Genomic DNA, 18093 nt, shown 5'->3' on the forward strand with positions numbered 1-18093 from the left:
TTGACAGGCGCTCGCGAGTCGGTAAAAATTCTGAACCGGTAAGTTTCCTGAACCGGTCGGAGGACGACAGTGGGCACTCGCGACGACCTGCTCGACAAGGCGCAACCCGTGGCCGCGGCAGCCGCGGAGCACGCCGGCGAAACCGAACGGCGTCGCGCGCTGGCGCCCGAGGTCGTGTCGGCGGCTCGGGCTTCGGGCCTGTTCCGCGCGGGGCTGCCGGCTTCTTTGGGTGGCGAGGAACCTTCCGCGGCGGCGATCCTGCGGGCCGCCGAGCGCGTGGCCGAGGCCGACGCGTCGGCGGGCTGGTGCGTGTCGATCGCGGCCACGAGCAGCCTGCTGGGCGCGTACCTGCCGGAGAAGGGCGGCCAGGAGGTCTTCGGTGACCCCGATGCCGTCGCCGCCGGTGTGTGGGCGCCGCGCGGCAAGGCCGTGGCCGTGGACCGTGGGGTCACGGTGTCGGGACGCTGGTCGTTCTGCAGCGGCGTGACGCACGCGGACTGGATCTTCCTCGGCGTCGTGCTCGACGGGAAGCTCGTGGTGGCCGCGATTCCCACGACCGAGCTGGAAATCCATGACACGTGGCACACCTCGGGCCTGCGCGGCACCGGCAGCCACGACACGAGCGCCGACACGGTGTTCGTGCCCTACCACCGTCTGCTGTCCGTTGTGGACGGACCCCCGGTTGGTGCCGGACAGCTGCACCGGTTCCCGCTGTTCGGGTTCTTCGCCGCGTCGATTTCCGCCGCTGCCCTGGGCAACGCGCGGGGCGCCATCACGGAGTTCGTGGAGCTCGCCGCGGCCAAACACCCCAGCGGCTCCCGTCGCTCCCTCGCCGAACGCACGGCAACGCAGAGCGCGGTCGCCTCGGCGGAGGCTTCGTTGCGCGCCGCCCGCGAGTTCTACTACCGCGCGATCGACGACGCTTGGCAGGCGTCCTTGTCTGATTCCGTTGTGCCGGAAGACCTTCGCCTCGCCTTGCGCCTCGCGTGCACCCACGCGGTCCGCACCTCGGCCGACGTCACGCGCTCCCTCTACGACCTCGGCGGCGGCTCGGCGATCTACGAAACGTCCCCCCTGCAACGCCGCTTCCGCGACGCCCACACCGCCACGGCGCACTTCCAGGTGAATCCCGCGACGTTCGAGCTGACCGGCCGCCTGCTGCTGGGCCTGCCCACCGAGACGGCGCAGCTGTGACCGCGATCGGGGTTGTCACGCCGTTGTCGCGGGGCTGCCCGGCGGCGGCTGGCCTGGTGATGGTCGAGTGGGTCGGGCCGGCGTTGCTCGGCTTGGCGAGTGGAGTGGTGCAGCGGTGAGCGTGGGTGTTGTGGCGAGGCCGTTCTGGCTGGATCGGCGGCTGGTTGCGGTGGTCGGCATCGCTGCGGCCGTCGGGCTGTTCTTCGGTTCGGCCGCCAGGGCGGTTCAGTGGTGAGCGCGGTGGGTGTGGTGACGCCGTTGTCGCCGGGCTACCCGGCGGCGGCTGGCCTGGTGATGGTCGAGTGGGTCGGGCCGGCGTTGCTCGGCTTGGCGAGTGGAGTGGTGCAGCGGTGAGCGCGGTCGGGGTTGTCACGCCGTTCTGGCTGGATCGGCCGGCGGCGGAGGCCGTGGACATCGCCGTGGAAGCGGACCGCAATGGGTTCGGGGAGTTGTGGGTCGGGGAGATGGCGACGTTCGACGCTTTCGCGCTCGCGACGGCCGTCGGCCTGCGGACGGAGCGGATCGGGGTGAAGATCGGGCCGTTGCCGCTCGGGGTGCGGACGCCGGTGGCGCTGGGGCTCGGCGTGGCGTCGGTCGCGGCGCTGGCGCGCAGGCCCGTGGGGCTGGCGCTGGGTGGGTCGAGCCCGGCGATCGTCAATGGCTGGCACGACCGGCCGTGGGACCACGCGGCCCTGCGGATGCGGGAGACCGTGGCCGCGGTCCGGACCGTCCTCGAGGGACAGCGCCTCTCGGTTCACGGGGAACACGTGCGCAGCAACGGGTTCCGTCTGAGGGAGCCGGCGCCGGTGCCGATCACGGTGGCCGCGTTCGGCCCGGCGATGACGCGGGCGGCCGCGGAGATCGCGGACGAGGTCGTGCTGAATCTCGTGCCGCCTTCGCACGTTTCGCGCGTGCGCAAGGAGATCGACGGTCAGGCGCACGCCGCGGGCCGCACGCCGCCGCGGCTGGCCGTCTGGGTGCCCGTCGCGTTGAACCCGGGGGAAGCGACGCTGCGGCAGCTCGCGGCGCAGGCCGGCGTGTACCTGAGCCCGCCCGGCTACGGCGAGATGTTCGCCGAGCTGGGGTACGGCGAGCTCGTCGCCGCCGCGCGTGCCGGCGCCAAGCGCGCCTCGCTGGTGGTGCCGCCTTCGCTGGTCGCCGACGTCGGGGCGATCGGTTCCGCCGCCCAGGTGCGCGAACGCATCGCGGCCTACCACGCGGCGGGCGCCGACCACGTCGGCCTCGTCCCGGCCACGGCGGAAGACCCGGCCGGCCGCACGCTGCTGCGCGAGCTGGCCCCGTGACGGCCGGGTCGCACCGCTTCACGGCCGAGTCCGTCGGCCGGGCCCTCGACGTGCTCGGCGAGCGCTGGACGCTGCTGATCCTGCGCGAGGCGTTCTTCGGCGTCCGGCGCTACGCCCAGTTCGCCCGCAACCTCGGCATCCCCCGCCCGACGCTGTCGGCGCGGCTCAAACAGCTCGTGGAACAGGGCGTGCTCGACCGCGTGGTCTACGCCACCGACCCGGACCGCCACGAATACCGCCTCACCCCGACCGGCAAGGAGATCTTCCCGGCACTGGTGATCCTCATGCGCTGGGGCGACGAGCACCTGCCGACGCCCGACGGGCCGCCCTTGGTCCTGCGCCATTCCTGCGGTGAGCCCGTCGCGCCGCAGTTGACGTGCACGCACTGCGGCGACGAAATCACGACGGCGAACGTGACGCCCGAACCGGGCCCGGGGTACCAAGAAGGCTGACCCGGGCCCGGTTGCAGGCTAGCTCCTCGTGTAGACCTTCGACCATTCCCAGCCGCAGCTCAGGCACGTGCCCGCCTGAATCCCGGACATGCTCGCGTCGGCCGGAACCCAGCCGTCGGTCACCTTTAGGTCGTAACGCCCCGCGGGCACGGGCCCGAACGAGACGTGCCCGTCGGCGTCGGTGGTTCCCGTCGCGGTCGCCTGGCCGGACAGGGTGTCGACCAGGCTCACGGCGGTGTCCGCGATGGCTTCACCCGGGTCCCGGGTGCTGTTCTTGTTGTCGTCGTGGTAGATCCAGCCGCTGGTGACACCCGGCGCACCAGGCACCCCGTGTACGAGCGCGGCAAGATCGCGAGCTGGGTCGCGCCGCCGGGCAACGGGATCAACGGTCAGCCGTTCGAGTACGAGTACGTCCACCTTCCCCGAGGCACCCACCGAGGGAGCGCAGAATGTCCACTCCGGACACTCCGCCGGTCGTCAGCGCCGACGTGCTCGTGGTCGGCGCCGGACCCACCGGCCTCTACGCCGCCTACTACGCCGGCTTCCGCGGCCTGTCGGTCGCGGTCGTCGACTCGCTGCCCGAGCCGGGCGGGCAGATCACCGCGATGTACCCGGAGAAGCAGATCTTCGACGTCGCCGGGTTCCCGTCCGTCCGCGGGCGCGACCTGGTCGAGCGCTTGCTGGAGCAGGCCGCGCCGTTCGGGCCGCGCTACCTGCTCGGCCACCGCGCCGACGTACTGGAGCGCGGCCGGGCACGTTCGCCGTGACCACGCACCTCGGCACGCGGGTCGAGGCGCGCGCGGTGATCGTGACCGGCGGCATCGGCACCTTCACCCCGCGCCCGCTCGTCCCGGCGGCCGCGTTCGAGGGCAACGGCCTGGCCTACTTCGTGCGCCACCTCGACGACTACGCCGGCGGCGACGTGGTGATCGTCGGCGGCGGTGACTCGGCGTTCGACTGGGCACTCGTGCTGCACCCGGTCGCGAAGTCCGTGAAGCTCGTGCACCGGCGCGAAACCTTTCGCGCACATCCGGCGACCGTCGCGGCCGTGCGGGAACCGGGTGTGGAGCTGGTCGTCAACGCGGAAGTTTCGCGGGTGCTCGGCGGGCCGGAAGTCGCCGGCGTCGAGCTCAAGGGCGGTGAAGGCGCGCGGACGCTGCGGTGCGGGCGGATCATCGCCGCACTGGGGTTCGCCGCCAACCTCGGGCCGCTGTTGCGGTGGGGCATCGACGTCGAGAACCGGCGCCACATCCCGGTCGACGCGGCCATGACCACCTCCGTCCCCGGCATCTTCGCCGCGGGCGACATCATCGACTACCCCGGCAAAGTGCGGCTCATCGCCGTCGGTTTCGGCGGAGCCGCGACGGCCGTGAACAACGCCGCCCACCACCTGGACCCCGCCGCGCCGGTGTCCCCCGGCCATTCCACCGACGAACCCGCTCGAATCTGAAAAACCGTTGGGAGAGAAGAACAGCCGTACGTCATCGCCGAGCCTTGCATCGGCATCACCGACCGCTCCTGCATGGAGGAGTGCCCCGTCGACTGCATCTACGAAGGCGAACGCAAGCTCTACATCAACCCGTACGAGTGCATCGACTGCGGCAACTGCGAACCCGCCTGGCCGGTCGAGGCGATCTCGCAGGACCGGCACGTGCCTGACGAGTACGCCGCATTCGCCGAGGCCAACCGCCGCTTTTTCACCGAGGCCCTGCCCGGCCGCGACGCGCCCATCGGCCAGCCCGGCGGCGCGATGTCTTTCGGCCCGGCCGGCGCGGACACGGCGCTGGTCGCGGAGTACGACCCGCGCGGCTGAGCTAGCCGCCGCTCTCGACGAAGGAGTCCCAGTGCCCCTGGGCCTCGTCGCGCCATTCGGCGTGGCGGGTGTGGAACAGCTCGGCCGCCTGCGTGCCGCTCCAGCGGTCGGGCAGGAGGTTGCGCGGCAGGTCGGGGTCGAGGAACGGGAATCGGCGCCACTCGTGCACCAGGCGGGTCTGGGCGAGGAGCACGGCCTCGCCCGAGCGCGGCGCGAGGCCGGTGAACTCGTCGATGAAGCGCTCGTAGTGGTGTTCGAGCTCGCGCAGGTCCCAGGCGCGGGCGACCATCTGCTGTTCGTCGCCGATCTCGGCGTAGCTCGCGACGAACGACATGGCCTGCCCGCCGTCGGTGAGCTCCGCGACGAGCCGGGCGGCCTCGGGTTCCGCGCCGACGTTCGGGCTGATCCACACGCCCGGCGCGGGTGAGCCGAAGCCCGCCCAGCTCAGCCGGGTGCGCATGCGGTGGCGCAGGTCGCGCTGGGATTCGGGCACCGACACCAGCAGCACCAGCCACCTGCGGTCCCACTCGCCGGTCTGCCGGCCGAAGCCGTAGATGCGCTCGGCGCCTTCGCTCAGCAGGCGGCGTCCCGGCGGGGTCAGCAGCCAGCGCACGCGCCGGCCCGCGCGTTCGGACTTCAGCCAGCCCTCGCCGGAAGCGCGGGCGAGCGCTTGGCGGGCGGACTTCTCCTCGACCTTGAACAACGCGAGGGCGTCGACCAGCGACGACGTCCAGACCGGCTCCTGGCGAGGCAGCACGTACTCGCCGAGCACTGTCATGAGCAGCGACCGCGCACTGGTGTGCGCCAGTTCGCGCCGCCGCGTGACGGTGGGCCGGGTGGCCGCCACCTGCGGATCACCGCCTTCCGGGAGAAAAACTGGTACAAGCGTCTGGTCAGATTACCCGGTTGACGGTGCCCGAGTGCGTGACCCGGGGGAGAACGGTTGCTCTCCTCGCAAGGCTTCCTGCCTGAACTTCCCCGAACGGTTTCGCATCGATCACCGCGCGGTTCAGAGCATCGAGATTTCCAGTTCCGCCAGCCGCTCCGGCTCGGTGACGATGTCGACCTCGGTGATCACGCCGCCCTCGATCGTGAACGCCATCGCCACCCGCAGCCGGCCCAGCGGCGCCGCGATGATGCCCGGCCGGCTGCCGACGAGCGCGGGCCGCGAGACGGCGGCGCGGTCCGCGAACCGGCCGGCGCCCGCGGCGATGTTCTCGGCCCGCGCACGAGCTTGGCGACGTCGCCGTCGGCGCGTAGCACGGCGTCCGGATCGAGCAGGGCCACGAGCGCGGCGAAATCGCCGCCGCGCGAGGCTGCGAGGAACGCGTGGACGACCTCGCGCTTGCGGGCCAGGTCCGCTTCGGCCCCGGCCGGAGTGCCGCGGACGCGGCGGCGGGCCCGGCTCGCGAGCCGGCGCGCGGCCGCCGGGGCGCAGTCGACGATCGGGGCGACCTCGTCGAACGACAGGCCGAAAATGTCGTGCAGCACGAACGCCAGGCGCTCGGCCGGAGAGAGCGTGTCGAGGACGACGAGCAGCGCCAGGCCGACCGAGTCGGCCATCACGGCCTCGGTTTCGGGGTCGGCGGTGTCGGCGCCGTCCGGGAGCTGCTCGCCGGCGGGCTCCTCGCGACGCGACTGGCGGGAGCGCAGCAGGTCGAGGCAGACCCGGCTGACGACAGTGGTGAGCCGGCCGCCGAGATGGGTCACGGCGGAGGAGTCGGCACGGCTGAGCCGCAGCCAGGCCTCTTGGACGGCGTCGTCGGCTTCGGCCAGGGAGCCGAGCATGCGGTAGGCGACGACCCTGAGGTGGGTGCGGTGGGTTTCGAACTGCTCGGCCAGCTCGTTCACGGTCGGCATCCTCCTCCGGGTGTGGTGCCTCGTCAGGTTGACGTCTGGGGGGAAAGATGTGACCGAGCGGTCGATAGCGCGGGACGCCACGCGGAACGGACGAGGGTCACTAGTGTGGAGGTTTCGGATCGGGATGGGGCCCGGTCGGGTTCTTCGTGCGGTGGAAAGGCTTTTGGTTGTCTGTGGCCGGGGATGTCGAGTCGGTGGTCGCGCGGTTGAGGGCGGCGGGTTGTGTGTTCGCCGAGGAGGAGGCGCGCGTGCTCGGCGAGGCGGCCGCGGGGGACGCCGCGACGCTGGAGGCGTTGGTGCGGAGGCGAGTCGAGGGGGAGCCGCTGGAGTACGTGGTCGGCTGGGCGGAGTTCGCCGGGCGCCGGTTCGCGGTGGCCGAGGGCGTGTTCGTGCCGCGGCACCGCACGGAGCTGCTCGTGCGGCTGGCGGCAGGGTTCGCGCGGCCGGGCGGGGTGGTGCTCGACCTGTGCTGCGGGTCCGGCGCGCTCGGGGCGACGGTGGCGGCCGAGGTGCCCGGTGTGGAACTCCACGCAGCGGACGTCGATCCGGTCGCGGTGCGGTGTGCGCGTTCGAACATCGACGGTGCGGTTTACGAAGGTGACCTGTTCGAACCCGTACCCGAGCGGTTGCGGGGTCGCGTCGAGGTGCTGATTTCGAACGTGCCGTACGTGCCGAGTGGCGAGGTCGAGCTGCTGCCGCCGGAGGCGCGGGAGCACGAGCCGCTCGTGGCGCTGGACGGGGGAGCCGACGGGCTCGACGTGCTGCGGCGCGTGGTCGCGGAGGCGCCACAGTGGCTGGCGCCCGGCGGGCGTGTGCTGTTCGAGACGAGCGAGCGGCAGGCGGAGTCGGCCGTCGCGGCGTTGGCGCAGGTGGGGCTGCGCGCGTGGGTCGAGGAGTCGGAAGACCTCGGGGCGACGGTGGTCGTCGGCGAGCGGAAGCCGTTGCTGCACAAGGAGTAATCGTGGTTCGCCGAGCGGCGGCCCGGGTAGTTGGCCGGGGCCGCGAGAGTGAGGGGCCCCGATGAAGGTCTACGCCGACCGTCCGGTCCGCCGCACCGCGCAGGTGCTCAGCGACGTGTTCGCGTTCGGGCTGCTCGCGTTCGCGGTGTGGCTGGCCGTGCGCGTGTACGACGAGGTCATGCGCCTGCGCGTGCCGGGCGACGGGCTCGTGGACGCGGGTTCCGGGCTGCGCGCCACGTTCGACGCGGCCGCCGACAAGGCCGGCCAGGTGCCGTTGATCGGCCACCCGCTCGCCGACGCGCTGCAGTCCGGCTCGGCCGCGGGCACCGAACTCGCCGACGCCGGCCGTTGGCAGATCACTGCCGTCGAGGACCTCGCGTGGTGGCTCGCGGTGCTGGTCGTCTCCGTGCCGCTGGTGTTCCTGCTGGTTTCGTGGCTGCCACTGCGGTGGCGCTTCACGCGCGGCGCGACGGCCGCGGCCCGGCTGCGCCGCCAGGGCGCCGAAGGACTCGACTTGCTCGCCCTGCGCGCACTCGTCACGCGGCCCCTGCCGCGCAAGGTCCGGGCCGGCGACCTCACCACGGGCTGGCGCGAACGCGATCCCGACGTCGTCGCCGACCTCGCCGCCCGCGAACTCGCCCACCACGGCCTGCGGCTGCCCGCCGTCGAACGCGTCGGCCCGGTCACCGGGACGAGAGCTCGGTGAGTCGATCACGACACGGATTGGTCGCTTCCCCGTACTGCACTTCCCGGCCCGTGCCGTTTAGGGTCGGGGCATGAAGGTCGGCCTGCTCACCCGGGAGTACCCGCCGGACGTCTATGGCGGAGCGGGGGTGCACGTCGAGTTCCTCGCCCGCGAACTGCGGTCGCTGGTCGACCTCGACGTGCACTGCTGGGGGCCGGATCGAGACGACGGAGCCCACGGCCACCGCGACCTCCACGGCTACGCGCAGACCGCGTTCGCGACCATGGACATCGCCGTGTCGATGGCCGACGCGCTGGCCGGGCACGACCTCGCGCACAGCCACACCTGGTACGCGAACCTCGGCGGCCATCTCGCGAAGCTCGCCCACGGCATGCCGCACGTGATCACCGCGCACTCGCTCGAACCGCTGCGCCCGTGGAAGGCCGAGCAGCTCGGCGGCGGCTACCGCGTGTCGTCGTGGATCGAGAAGGACGCGTACGAGGCGGCCGACGCGATCATCGCCGTCAGTGCGGGCATGCGCGAAGACGTGCTCGCCGCGTACCCGGCGGTCGACCCCACGCGGGTGCACGTGGTGCACAACGGGATCGACACCACGCTCTACCGGCCCGACCCCGGTCGCGACGTGCTGGCCAAGCACGGCATCGACCCGGACCGGCCGTACGCGCTGTTCGTCGGGCGCATCACGCGGCAGAAGGGCGTGCCGCACCTCGTGCGCGCCGGCTCCGAGCTCGCCGAGGACGTGCAGCTGGTGCTCTGCGCCGGGGGCGCCGACACCCCGGAGCTCGACGCCGAGTTCCGCGGTCTCGTCGCCGAGCTGCAGGAGAAGCGCACCAGCGTGCACTGGATCCCCGAGATGCTGCCGCGTCCCGAGGTCGTGCAGCTGCTGACGCATGCGACGGTGTTCGTCTGCCCGTCGGTTTACGAGCCGCTGGGCATCGTGAACCTCGAGGCGATGGCGTGCGGCACGGCGGTGGTGGCCAGCGACGTCGGCGGGATCCCCGAGGTCGTCGACGACGGCGCGACGGGACTGCTCGTGCACTACGACGAGAACGACACCGCGGCGTTCGAAGCGGGGCTGGCGCGGCGGATCAACGAGCTAATCGCGGATCCCGCCCGGGCCGCCGCGCTGGGTCTGGCCGGGCGCGACCGCGCCGTGGGAGAGTTCGGCTGGGCGGCGATCGCCGCGAGGACGGTCGCGATCTACGAGGCGTGCGGGAGGGTTTCGTGATCGACGGATCGGATGTCCTGGGGATCGTGCTGGCCGGTGGCGAAGGCAAGCGGCTCATGCCGCTCACGGCCGACCGGGCCAAACCCGCAGTGCCCTTCGGCGGGGTGCACCGCCTGATCGACTTCGTGCTCTCGAACCTCGTCCACGGCGGAATCCGGCGGATCTGCGTGCTCACGCAGTACAAGTCGCACTCGCTCGACCGCCACATCTCGACCACGTGGCGGCTCTCGTCGCTGACCGGCGAGTACGTGACGCCGGTGCCCGCGCAGCAGCGGCTGGGCCCGCGGTGGTTCCAGGGCAGTGCCGACGCGATTCACCAGAGCCTCAACCTGGTCTACGACGAGTCGCCCGCCTACATCGCCGTGTTCGGCGCCGACAACATCTATCGCATGGATCCACGCCAGATGATCGACGAGCACATCGCGTCGGGCGCCGGCGTGACCGTGGCGGGCATCCGCGTGCCGCGCGCGGAGGCGAGCGCGTTCGGCGTGATCCAGACCGGCGACGGCACGAGGATCGACGCGTTCCTCGAGAAGCCCGCGGACCCGCCGGGTCTCCCGGACTCGCCCGACGAGGCGTACGTGTCGATGGGCAACTACGTGTTCACCACGCAGGTGATGCTCGACGCGCTGCACGCGGACTCGAAGAACGTCGGGTCCAAACACGACATGGGCCGCGACATCATCCCCGCGCTCGTGGACAAGGGCCAGGCGGCCGTCTACAACTTCAGCGGCAACGTCGTCCCCGGCGAGAGCGAACGCGACCACGGGTACTGGCGCGACGTCGGGACCATCGACAGCTACTACGACGCCCACACCGACCTGATCTCGACGTATCCGATCTTCAACCTCTACAACCGCAAGTGGCCGATCCTCTCCCACCCGGGCCAGCGCGCCGCGGCGAAGTTCGTGGAGGGCGGCAGCGCCGGGCAGTCGATCATCAGCAACGGCTGCATCATCTCCGGCGCGCAGGTCGTGGACTCCGTGCTCTCGCCGGACGTCGTCGTCGAAAACGGTGCGGTCGTCCAGGGCTCGGTGATCCTGGACGGCGCCCGCGTGGGCCGCGGCGCCGTGGTGCGCCGGGCCATCCTCGACAAGAACGTGGTCGTCCCACCGGGCGCCCACATCGGCGTCGACCTGGCCCGCGACCGCGAGCACTACCACGTGAGCTCGGGCGGGATCGTGGTGCTGGGCAAGGGAGAATCGGCGATCTAGCTCCGGCGCGCCGCAGCAACCAGGGACCGGTGCGTCGGGGCGCCCGGGACGTTCGCCGGGCGGCTCTCGGCGAACTCCGCGCGCAGCACGGGAACCACTTGCTCACCGAGGATGTCGATCTGCTCCAGCACCGCCTTGTGCGGCAGGCCCATCCCGTCGACGGCGAAGAGCCGGCGCTGGTAGTCGCCGGCGTAGTCGCGGAACGCGAGGGTGCGCTCGATGACCTGCTGCGGGCTGCCGACCGACAGCGGTCTGGTCCATCGTGCCCTCGAGCGACGGGCCGCCGCCGTAGATGGGGGAGTGGTCGAAGTACGGGCGGAACTCGCGGATCGCGTCCTGGGAGTTCGGGCGCATGAAGGTTTGCCCCCCGAGGCCGACGATGGCGTCGGCGGCCGTGCCGTGGCCGTAGTGCTCGAAGCGGGTGCGGTAGAGCTCGATCATCCGCCGCGTGTGGTCGGCGGGCCAGAAAATGTTGTTGTGGAAGAAACCGTCGCCGTAGTAGGCGGCCTGTTCGGCGATCTGCGGGCTGCGGATGGAGCCGTGCCAGACGAACGGAGGCACGCCGTCGAGCGGGCGCGGGGTGGAGGTGAAGCCCTGCAGCGGGGTGCGGAACTTGCCTTCCCTGTCCACCAGCTCCTCACGCCAGAGCCGGCGCAGCAGGGCGTAGTTCTCCACCGCGAGCGCGATCCCGTCGCGGATGTCCTTGCCGAACCAGGGTAGACGGGCCCGGTGTTGCCGCGGCCCACATGAGGTCGACGCGGCCGTCGGCGAGGTGCTGGAGCATCGCGTACTCCTCGGCGAGCTTCACCGGGTCGTTGGTGGTGATGAGCATGAACGCCTCCCGCTCCCGAAGTTGATGCATCAACTGAACCGGGAGCGGGAGGCGGGTATTCCGTACGTCAGTGCTTGCGCTTCTTGGCCTCGTCCTGCAGGTCGAACTGCTCCTTGCGGACCTCACCCTTCACGGTCTGCTCGTCGGTGACCGTCTCGGTGTTCAGCCGCGCGCGCTCGACGGGCACGGTTTCCTTGCTGATCACCGGTTTCTCGGCGTGCAGCACCACGTCCTGCTCCTGCTCGCCGAGCTCGGCGCGACCGGTCCCGCCGCGCGCGTCGGTGATGGGCTCGCGCTCGAGGCGGACCTCTTCGTGGCTCACCGGGACGGTGACCTGCTGCTCTTCGGTGACGACGTACTTGCGCAGCCGCACGTGCCCGGTCTCCACCTGCTCGGTGCCGACGTTCAGGCGCTCCTCGGAACGGATCATCTCCTCGCCGCGGGTGCCCGAGCCGGCGTCGGCCGCCGAGCGCCCTTCACGAGCCATTGCCGCGTCCTGCATGCCACGGCCGCCCGCAGTGTCCATTTTGTCCCGGCCAGCCGCCATCCCATGCTTGCCACGGCCGGCGGTGGTGTCCATTTTGTTCCGTCCCGCGTTCGCATCCGGTGCCGTGCGCGGCATCGGCAGGCCGTAGTGGTGGTACAGCTCGGCGCTCTCCGTGGACGACAGGTGCCCGTCGGCGTCGATCCGCGGCGCCTCCGAGACCTGGTCCTTCGCGACATTCACGTGGATCCCGTCGTTGTCGACGTTCGCGCCCGAGAGCGGTACAAAGCTCTCTTTGCTGCCGAACAACCCGGTTTTCACGGTGATCCACTCGGGTTCCCGGGTGGCGTCGGCCAGGTAGACGTTGCCGACCTTGCCGATCTTGTTGCCGTCCGGATCGACCACGGCGCTGTCCATCAGCTGCTGGGGTTGCAGGGTGCCGGCCACGGCACTCACGTCCTTTCTCCCTCGGTTTTCCGCTGCTGATCTCCACCGTCGGACGTGTCGTCGATCACGGCAACTCTCCGTTGTTCTCGTGGGTTACCCCGGAAAGAAAACGTTTAGTGCACTTCGTTCGGGTAACGCGCGGGCACAGCGGCTGCCCGAACGATCGCGGACCGCAGCCGAACCTCACCGGATCGGGTAACAACTGTCCGGTGTGGAGCGATTCAGGCGCAGACGCTCCCGTTCCCCTGAAAGGTCCCCTCGAAGATGCGCAAAGCCACCTTCGCCAGACTCGGCGCAGTGCTCACCCTGATCGGCCTCGGTATCGGCATGTCCACGGTGGTCACCTCCGCCGACGCCGCCCAGGAAAGCACCTGGTGCACCCGCAAGGACAACATCGCCATCGTCGGCACCTCGGCCGACACGGGTTACGGCACCACCGGCTACCAGTCCACCACGGACACCTGGTTCCCCACCACCTACGGCTGGACCACCAAGCTGGCCAACGACGTCCACTCGCAGTGGCAGACCAACGTCCAGAACTACTCGCACAACGGCGCGCTCGCGGCCGACTACCTGCCAGGCGGCCGCTGGGCGGGCACCACCGGCGCGATCGCCGACATGCAGGCCAAGCAGCCGGACCTGGTCCTCGTGGACCTCGGCGGCAACGACCTGTGGGCCCAGAACGACCCGGCCAAGTTCCAGACCGACCTGAACAACGTCATCGACGGCATCCGCGCCGCGCGGCCGGGCGTCGACATCCTCATGTCGATCTACGCCCAGCTCAAGTGGACGCCGAACCCGTACGGCGGCAACACCCAGAAGTACACCTGGGACCAGTACGCGTCGGTGATCTACCAGACGGCGGTCGCGAAGGGCACGGCGCTCGTGGACCTGCGCCAGTACATCCCGCCGTCCGGTTCGGCGAACCTGCCCAACCCCAGCCCGTGGACCTCGGACAACATCCACCTCAACGACGCCGGCAACCTCGCCGAGTACGGCATGTGGTGGGGCTGGACCGCGAGCCTGGGCAGCATCTGCGGTTGAGGTCCGGCTAGACGGTCGCGTGGGCGAGCACGAACAGCTCCGCGGGACGCAGGGCGTCGGGGCGCGGCCACACGTCGTGGTCGCGCTGGTGGACGTGCCGGACGGTGCCGAAGCCGTTGTCCCGCAGCAGGTCCGTGAGCTCGTCGGGGGAGAAGCAGCTGCGCCAGGGTTCGCCGGCTCGCTCGGCGACCTGGGAGACGGCGTCGGCGTAGTGCGTGCCGGCGTCGTCCCGCAGCTGTGCGGGGAGCACGTAGTCGGCGACGAGCTGCGTGCCCGGCGCGAGGCCGGCGACGGCGCGCAGCGTGCGGGTGATGGCGGCTTCGGTGAGGTACATCGTGACGCCGAGCCAGCTGACGAGCGTCGGGCGGGCGAGGTCGAAGCCGTGCTTGACGAGGGCTTCGACGAGGTCGCCGGTCGCCAGGTCCAGTGGGACGAAGGTGCGGTTCGCGGGGTCGGGAAGGTCCGCGTTCGTCAGCTGCGCGCGCTTCCACTCCTGCGTCTGCGGGAGGTCCACTTCGAACACGTAGGTGTGCGGCGCGCGGTAGGCGGAGGTGTCGAGGCCGGCGCCGAGGACCACGCTCTGGGTCGCGCGCTGTGCTTCGGCGTAGCGGCTGCGGCAGAGCACCTGGGTGCGACCGCCGGCGAGGATCGGGTCTTCGCGGTTGTCGCGGTGGTAGGCGAGGAGTTGGTCGCCGTAGTCGCCGAGCAGGGGTGCGGCGAGCTCGTCGGTGAAGATCCTGGGCTCGGCGTCGACGATGAGGTGCGCGGCGCGAGCGGCGGCCGCGGTGAGGGCCGTGAAGCTGGGTTCGATCACAAGGACGACCCTAGCCCGCAATCGTACAAGAATAGCACAGATAGATCTTTTTCGCAAGGCCCGCCGAGTTGCGATCCGGCGGCGGTGGCGGAACCCGGCGAGTCGGGGCCTTTGACGCTGGTCACCGGGTTTACGCAGGTCACGGCAGGTGGCGTAACCCTGGCGTAATGCGGATCCGGGTACGGTCGCGCAGGTGGAAACTTCGTCGCCCCGGCCCCGGGCCGAGCGGGCCCGGCAGGTCGCCGACGTCCTGCGCCAGCGCATCACCGCGGGCGCCTTCGACGACGGCCCGCTGCCCGACGAGCACACCCTCGGCACCCAGCTCGGCGCCACGCGCAACGCCGTGCGCGAGGCCCTCGGCCTGCTTCGCGCCGAAGGCCTCGTGGAGCGGCGCCAGGGCGTCGGAACGCTCGTGGTGCACCCGAAGTACGGCCACGGCCTCGACCGGCTCGCCGGCCTCGCCGAGGCCCTCGACGGCTACGGCGACGTCGTGAACGAGGTCCGTTCCGTCGGCATCGTCACGCCCCCACCGGCGATCGCCGAACGGCTCGGGCTGATTCCCGGCGCGCCCGCCGTCCACCTGGAACGCCTGCGCCGCCTCGGCGGAGTGCCGCTCTCGCTGGACACCACGTACCTGACCGCCGACATCGGCGTCCCGCTGCTCGACCACGACCTCGCGGGCCGCGACCTGTTCGCCCTCATCGAAGAAACCAGCGGCCGCCGCCTCGGCCGGGCCGACGTCGTGGTCCACGCCGTGACCGCCGGCCCAGACACCGCCGCGTTGCTGGGCATCGCGCCCGGCACGGCCGTCTTCGCCCTCGACCGCCTGACACACCTCGACGACGGCCGCCCCGTGGACGCCGAAACCCTCCACATCCGCGCGGACCGGCTCACTTTGCGCGCGACGCTGCACCGAGGCCCGGCATGACGAGCGTTGCGATCGCCTGCCGCGCGGGGCTTCGTTTCGCGGCTCGGCCCGGCTCGCCGCGACTGGCCGCGAGCCCCGAGGCGGCGAGTGGTGGGGTGCGGCCGGCGCCCCGGACGCAGGCGTCGTGGGGCATGGTCCAGGCCGGGAGGCAGACATGACGAGCGTGACCATCGATGTTCTGCTCGCACTTTTCGGCCTGGTGGGCGGGATCGGCATCACGGCGATCGGACCCGGGGGTGTCCTGCCGACGATCGCGTTGTTCCTGTTGACGCCGCTCGCGCCGGCGCAGGTGGCGGGGACGGCGATCGTCACGCATGTGGCGACGGGGGTGGCCGGGAGTGCGGCGTATGTGCGGTCCGGGCAGTTGCGGGAGCGGCATACGAGGAGGGTCGCCGGGCTGCTGGCGGGGGTCGCGGTCGTGGGGACGCCGGTCGGGGTTTTGCTGAATTCGCTGGTGTCCGCGCGGTGGTTCGGGGTGGTGCTCGGGGTGTTCGCCGTCGTGGTGGCGGCGTTGGTGGTGTTGCGGCGGCCGGTGGTGGGGCGGGAGCCGGCGACGGGCTCGATCCTCGCGATCGGGGCCGGGGTGGCGGTCGCGGCGGGGCTGGTGGGGGTGGGTGGGCCGATGCTGACCGTGCCGGTGCTCGTGGTGGTGGGGTTGCCGATGCTGGAGGCGCTCGCGGCGGCACAGGTGCAGTCGGTGGTGATCGCGACGGCCGGGGCGGCCGGGTATCTCCTCCACGGCTCCATCGACTGGCGGCTGGCGGCCGTCGTCGGGGTGCCGGAGCTGGCGGGGGTGGTCATCGGCTGGAAGATCGCGCACGCGTTGCCGACGATACGGCTGCGGATCGCGCTCGTGGTCGCGTTGGTGGCCGTGGCGCCCTACCTGGTGCTGCACGGCTGAAGGGCACCTTGAGAGAAGTCCGTCGAGGTGCCCTTCAACCGAGAGAACAAACTCAGCGCACCCGGTCGAACGGCAGCTGCACCACCGGACCCGGCCACACCGTCCGGCCCGCCGCGACAGCGTCCACTTCGGACTCCGGCAGCGCCCGGCGGTAGAGCCGCGCGTCGTCGAGGGAGCCGGCGAAGTGCATGGCGCCGTCGAGGCGTTCGCCCAGCTGGAGCTGGAACGAGACGGTCTCGCTGACCGAACCGGGCGAGTCCGGGCCGGACGCGGCGAGCACGCCGTCGACCCAGATCTCGAGCCGGCCGCCGGTGCGTTCGAGCGCGATGTGGTGCCACTGCCGGTCGTCGTAAGCCTGGGTGGTGGTCACCGACTTGCTGCCCGCCGCGGTGGTCATCATGGCGATGAGCCGGTGCGACGCGGGTTCACCGCGCAGCCACAGCTGCGGTGCCGTGGTGCCCATGCCGCCGAGCCACAGCAACGCCTGCGGGTCCTTCGAAGCGCCGTAGTTGAACGACGTCGTGAAGGTGAAATCACCAGACCCTGGCAGCTGCGCGGGCGAGAACGGCACCCGCACGAAGTCGTCGACGCCGTCGAGCTGCAGCGCGCCGTGGGACACCGCGGCGCCGCCGAGCACGTAGGCGACGGCGCCCGGCCGGGAGACGTCCGGGGTCGTCGGGCCGGCGGGACGCTGCCACCCCAGGTAGTTCTCGTCGAAGCGCGCGAAGCGGATCTCGTCGCGGGCGTCGACCGCGCCGCCCTCGTACATCAGGCCGATCTTCGCGTCGCGGTCGGCCGGGCCGCTCAGCTGAACGAGGTCGGAGTAGCCGGACCAGTCGCCGGTCACCCGGGTGCCCTGCTCCGCGTCCTCCCACGTGCGGCCGTTGTCGTAGGACGAGCGGATCATCATCCAGCGCCGCCGGTCGGTGTCCGACGGCGAGGCGAACAGGATCCGCTCCCCGCCCGGACGCTGCAGGCGAAGCAGGGAACCCTGCACCATTGGCGTCACCAGGTCGGGGATGGTGGTGAAGCGCTTGCTGAACGTCTGGCCGCCGTCGCGGCTCAGCGCGTAGTCGCGGTTGCCGACGTCGGTGCCGCCCTGCTCGCGGCCGCCGGCGTAGATCGTGCCGTCCGGCAGCTCGACGACGCTGACCTCCGAAGGCTTTTGCGCATACGTGGCGCCCACCGGGTGCGCGTAGCTGTCGACGGCGCCGACGTGCCAGCTGCGCCCGGAGTCGTCGCTGTAGATCAGGGCGGCGTAGTTTTCGATGGAATTGGTGCCGTCGCTGCGTTCCGCGTTCACGCCGAACACCAGCCTGCCCGCGTGGCGGCCCTTCGTGAGCTGGATGCCGTGCACCGGACCCGAGGCGTACCACGAGTCCCACGCCGGCAGCTTCGCTTGCGCGCTGATGTCCACCGGCGCCGACCACGTCAGGCCGTCGTCGTCGCTGTACTGCGAGTGCGGCGTCCGCGGACACGGCACGTCGCAGGCCTTGTCGTCGTCGCGGCCCTTGTTGTACGTGGTGACCAGCACGATCCGTCCCGTCCGACTGTCCACAATAGGCATCGGGTTGCCGTGCGTGTCGCCGCCGCCGGGGTTCACGACCTGCAGCGGTGACCACGTCTGCCCGCCGTCGGTGGAACGCTTGAGCACGAGGTCGATGTCGCCGGTGTCGCCGCAATTGTCGCGCCGGCCCTCGGCGAAGGCGAGCAGGGTGCCGTGCGTGCTGCGGACGGTGGCGGGGATGCGGAAACAGGCGTAGCCCGTCTCCTGGTGCGGGTTGAAGAGTACCTGCTGGTCGAACTGCGGAACCGGCGCCGGCGCCGCCTGTACGGCTGCCGGTACGAACACGCCGGACACCAGCACCGCGAACGCGAGTGCCCAGCGGATGATCGGTCTCATGTCCCGTTCT

Annotated in this window: 18 protein-coding genes and 3 pseudogenes; 14 read left to right on the top strand and 7 right to left on the bottom strand. The window is 71.3% G+C overall.

Annotation, left to right across the window (positions count from 1 at the left end; genetic code table 11):
* Nucleotides 1-69 precede the first annotated feature (69 nt).
* The 5 genes from AB0383_RS44660 to AB0383_RS44680 all read left to right on the top strand — a co-directional run bounded on the left by AB0383_RS44660 (nucleotide 70) and on the right by AB0383_RS44680 (nucleotide 2950).
* Nucleotides 70-1194, top strand: coding sequence for an acyl-CoA dehydrogenase family protein (locus tag AB0383_RS44660; RefSeq protein WP_366190449.1), 1125 nt, complete (start codon nucleotides 70-72; stop codon nucleotides 1192-1194).
* Entirely contained in the window at nucleotides 1191-1313 is a 123-nt protein-coding gene (locus AB0383_RS44665; protein WP_366190450.1) for a hypothetical protein, read from the top strand. Before AB0383_RS44660 ends, AB0383_RS44665 begins: the two co-directional genes overlap by 4 nt.
* Nucleotides 1314-1425: 112 nt before the next feature.
* Nucleotides 1426-1548 carry a hypothetical protein gene (locus AB0383_RS44670; protein ID WP_366190451.1) on the top strand — a complete coding sequence of 41 codons (123 nt, stop codon included), beginning with the start codon at nucleotides 1426-1428 and terminating at the stop codon, nucleotides 1546-1548.
* Nucleotides 1545-2498, top strand: a complete 954-nt coding sequence (locus AB0383_RS44675; RefSeq protein WP_366190452.1) for an LLM class F420-dependent oxidoreductase — start codon at nucleotides 1545-1547, stop codon at nucleotides 2496-2498. Before AB0383_RS44670 ends, AB0383_RS44675 begins: the two co-directional genes overlap by 4 nt.
* Entirely contained in the window at nucleotides 2495-2950 is a 456-nt protein-coding gene (locus AB0383_RS44680; RefSeq protein WP_364185411.1) for a helix-turn-helix domain-containing protein, read from the top strand. Before AB0383_RS44675 ends, AB0383_RS44680 begins: the two co-directional genes overlap by 4 nt.
* Before the next feature lie 18 nt (nucleotides 2951-2968).
* On the opposite strand, the gene AB0383_RS44685 is transcribed toward AB0383_RS44680, so the two are convergent.
* Nucleotides 2969-3277: an SdrD B-like domain-containing protein gene (locus AB0383_RS44685; RefSeq protein WP_364185546.1), complete on the bottom strand. Its 309-nt coding sequence runs from the start codon at nucleotides 3275-3277 to the stop codon at nucleotides 2969-2971.
* Between the two features lie 122 nt (nucleotides 3278-3399).
* Between AB0383_RS44685 and AB0383_RS44690 the strand changes: the two are divergent.
* Nucleotides 3400-4400, top strand: a pseudogene (locus tag AB0383_RS44690) (NAD(P)/FAD-dependent oxidoreductase).
* Between the two features lie 33 nt (nucleotides 4401-4433).
* Nucleotides 4434-4763 carry a ferredoxin gene (gene fdxA / locus AB0383_RS44695; RefSeq protein WP_366190482.1) on the top strand — a complete coding sequence of 110 codons (330 nt, stop codon included), beginning with the start codon at nucleotides 4434-4436 and terminating at the stop codon, nucleotides 4761-4763.
* A gap of 1 nt (nucleotide 4764) precedes the next feature.
* On the opposite strand, the gene AB0383_RS44700 is transcribed toward fdxA, so the two are convergent.
* Both AB0383_RS44700 and AB0383_RS44705 read right to left on the bottom strand, forming a co-directional pair.
* The gene (locus AB0383_RS44700) at nucleotides 4765-5571 is read right to left on the bottom strand and encodes a PaaX family transcriptional regulator C-terminal domain-containing protein (protein ID WP_364185548.1); all 807 of its coding nucleotides are present in this window, start codon (nucleotides 5569-5571) and stop codon (nucleotides 4765-4767) included.
* A 201-nt stretch (nucleotides 5572-5772) separates the two neighbouring features.
* Nucleotides 5773-6623, bottom strand: a pseudogene (locus tag AB0383_RS44705) (sigma-70 family RNA polymerase sigma factor).
* A 173-nt stretch (nucleotides 6624-6796) separates the two neighbouring features.
* Here AB0383_RS44705 and AB0383_RS44710 point away from each other — a divergent pair.
* The 4 genes from AB0383_RS44710 to glgC all read left to right on the top strand — a co-directional run bounded on the left by AB0383_RS44710 (nucleotide 6797) and on the right by glgC (nucleotide 10730).
* Nucleotides 6797-7582, top strand: coding sequence for a putative protein N(5)-glutamine methyltransferase (locus AB0383_RS44710; RefSeq protein ID WP_364185550.1), 786 nt, complete (start codon nucleotides 6797-6799; stop codon nucleotides 7580-7582).
* Nucleotides 7583-7643: 61 nt separating this feature from the next.
* Nucleotides 7644-8288: a hypothetical protein gene (locus AB0383_RS44715; protein WP_364185418.1), complete on the top strand. Its 645-nt coding sequence runs from the start codon at nucleotides 7644-7646 to the stop codon at nucleotides 8286-8288.
* Nucleotides 8289-8358: 70 nt separating this feature from the next.
* Nucleotides 8359-9516 carry a glycogen synthase gene (gene glgA, locus AB0383_RS44720; protein ID WP_366190453.1) on the top strand — a complete coding sequence of 386 codons (1158 nt, stop codon included), beginning with the start codon at nucleotides 8359-8361 and terminating at the stop codon, nucleotides 9514-9516.
* On the top strand, nucleotides 9513-10730 hold the full coding sequence (gene glgC, locus AB0383_RS44725) for a glucose-1-phosphate adenylyltransferase (RefSeq protein ID WP_364185421.1): 1218 nt from the start codon (nucleotides 9513-9515) through the stop codon (nucleotides 10728-10730). Before glgA ends, glgC begins: the two co-directional genes overlap by 4 nt.
* Here glgC and AB0383_RS44730 read toward each other — a convergent pair.
* Nucleotides 10727-11559, bottom strand: a pseudogene (locus AB0383_RS44730) (CE1758 family FMN-dependent luciferase-like monooxygenase); the annotation flags it as partial. The gene glgC and the pseudogene AB0383_RS44730 sit on opposite strands and share 4 nt — an antisense overlap.
* Nucleotides 11560-11629: 70 nt before the next feature.
* Nucleotides 11630-12493, bottom strand: a complete 864-nt coding sequence (locus AB0383_RS44735; protein ID WP_364185552.1) for a PRC and DUF2382 domain-containing protein — start codon at nucleotides 12491-12493, stop codon at nucleotides 11630-11632.
* A 264-nt stretch (nucleotides 12494-12757) separates the two neighbouring features.
* Between AB0383_RS44735 and AB0383_RS44740 the strand changes: the two genes are divergently transcribed.
* Complete coding sequence (locus AB0383_RS44740) at nucleotides 12758-13537, top strand: SGNH/GDSL hydrolase family protein (RefSeq protein ID WP_364185423.1); 780 nt, start codon at nucleotides 12758-12760, stop codon at nucleotides 13535-13537.
* A 7-nt stretch (nucleotides 13538-13544) separates the two neighbouring features.
* Here the strand turns inward: AB0383_RS44740 and AB0383_RS44745 are convergent, their stop codons facing one another.
* On the bottom strand, nucleotides 13545-14351 hold the full coding sequence (locus AB0383_RS44745) for an SAM-dependent methyltransferase (protein WP_364185425.1): 807 nt from the start codon (nucleotides 14349-14351) through the stop codon (nucleotides 13545-13547).
* Between the two features lie 193 nt (nucleotides 14352-14544).
* On the opposite strand from AB0383_RS44745, the gene AB0383_RS44750 reads away from it, so the two are divergent.
* Both AB0383_RS44750 and AB0383_RS44755 read left to right on the top strand, forming a co-directional pair.
* Nucleotides 14545-15279, top strand: a complete 735-nt coding sequence (locus AB0383_RS44750) for a GntR family transcriptional regulator (protein WP_366190454.1) — start codon at nucleotides 14545-14547, stop codon at nucleotides 15277-15279.
* 154 nt (nucleotides 15280-15433) lie between these two features.
* Nucleotides 15434-16180, top strand: a complete 747-nt coding sequence (locus tag AB0383_RS44755) for a sulfite exporter TauE/SafE family protein (RefSeq protein ID WP_364185429.1) — start codon at nucleotides 15434-15436, stop codon at nucleotides 16178-16180.
* A 52-nt stretch (nucleotides 16181-16232) separates the two neighbouring features.
* Here the strand turns inward: AB0383_RS44755 and AB0383_RS44760 are convergent, their stop codons facing one another.
* Nucleotides 16233-18083 (bottom strand): sialidase family protein, encoded by a 1851-nt coding sequence (locus AB0383_RS44760; RefSeq protein ID WP_366190455.1) that lies wholly within the window; start codon nucleotides 18081-18083, stop codon nucleotides 16233-16235.
* Nucleotides 18084-18093 lie beyond the last annotated feature (10 nt).

It is taken from the genome of Amycolatopsis sp. NPDC051373 (genome assembly GCF_040689465.1).
Lineage (GTDB): Bacteria > Actinomycetota > Actinomycetes > Mycobacteriales > Pseudonocardiaceae > Amycolatopsis.

Excerpts from the sequence above, each read along its gene's own strand:
- AB0383_RS44715 (WP_364185418.1), top strand. The coding sequence starts at position 7,644 with ATGAAGGTCTACGCCGACCGTCCGGTCCGCCGCACCGCGCAGGTGCTC.
- AB0383_RS44755 (WP_364185429.1), top strand. The coding sequence starts at position 15,434 with ATGACGAGCGTGACCATCGATGTTCTGCTCGCACTTTTCGGCCTGGTG.
- AB0383_RS44740 (WP_364185423.1), top strand. The coding sequence starts at position 12,758 with ATGCGCAAAGCCACCTTCGCCAGACTCGGCGCAGTGCTCACCCTGATC.
- glgA (WP_366190453.1), top strand. The coding sequence starts at position 8,359 with ATGAAGGTCGGCCTGCTCACCCGGGAGTACCCGCCGGACGTCTATGGC.
- AB0383_RS44760 (WP_366190455.1), bottom strand. The coding sequence starts at position 18,083 with ATGAGACCGATCATCCGCTGGGCACTCGCGTTCGCGGTGCTGGTGTCC.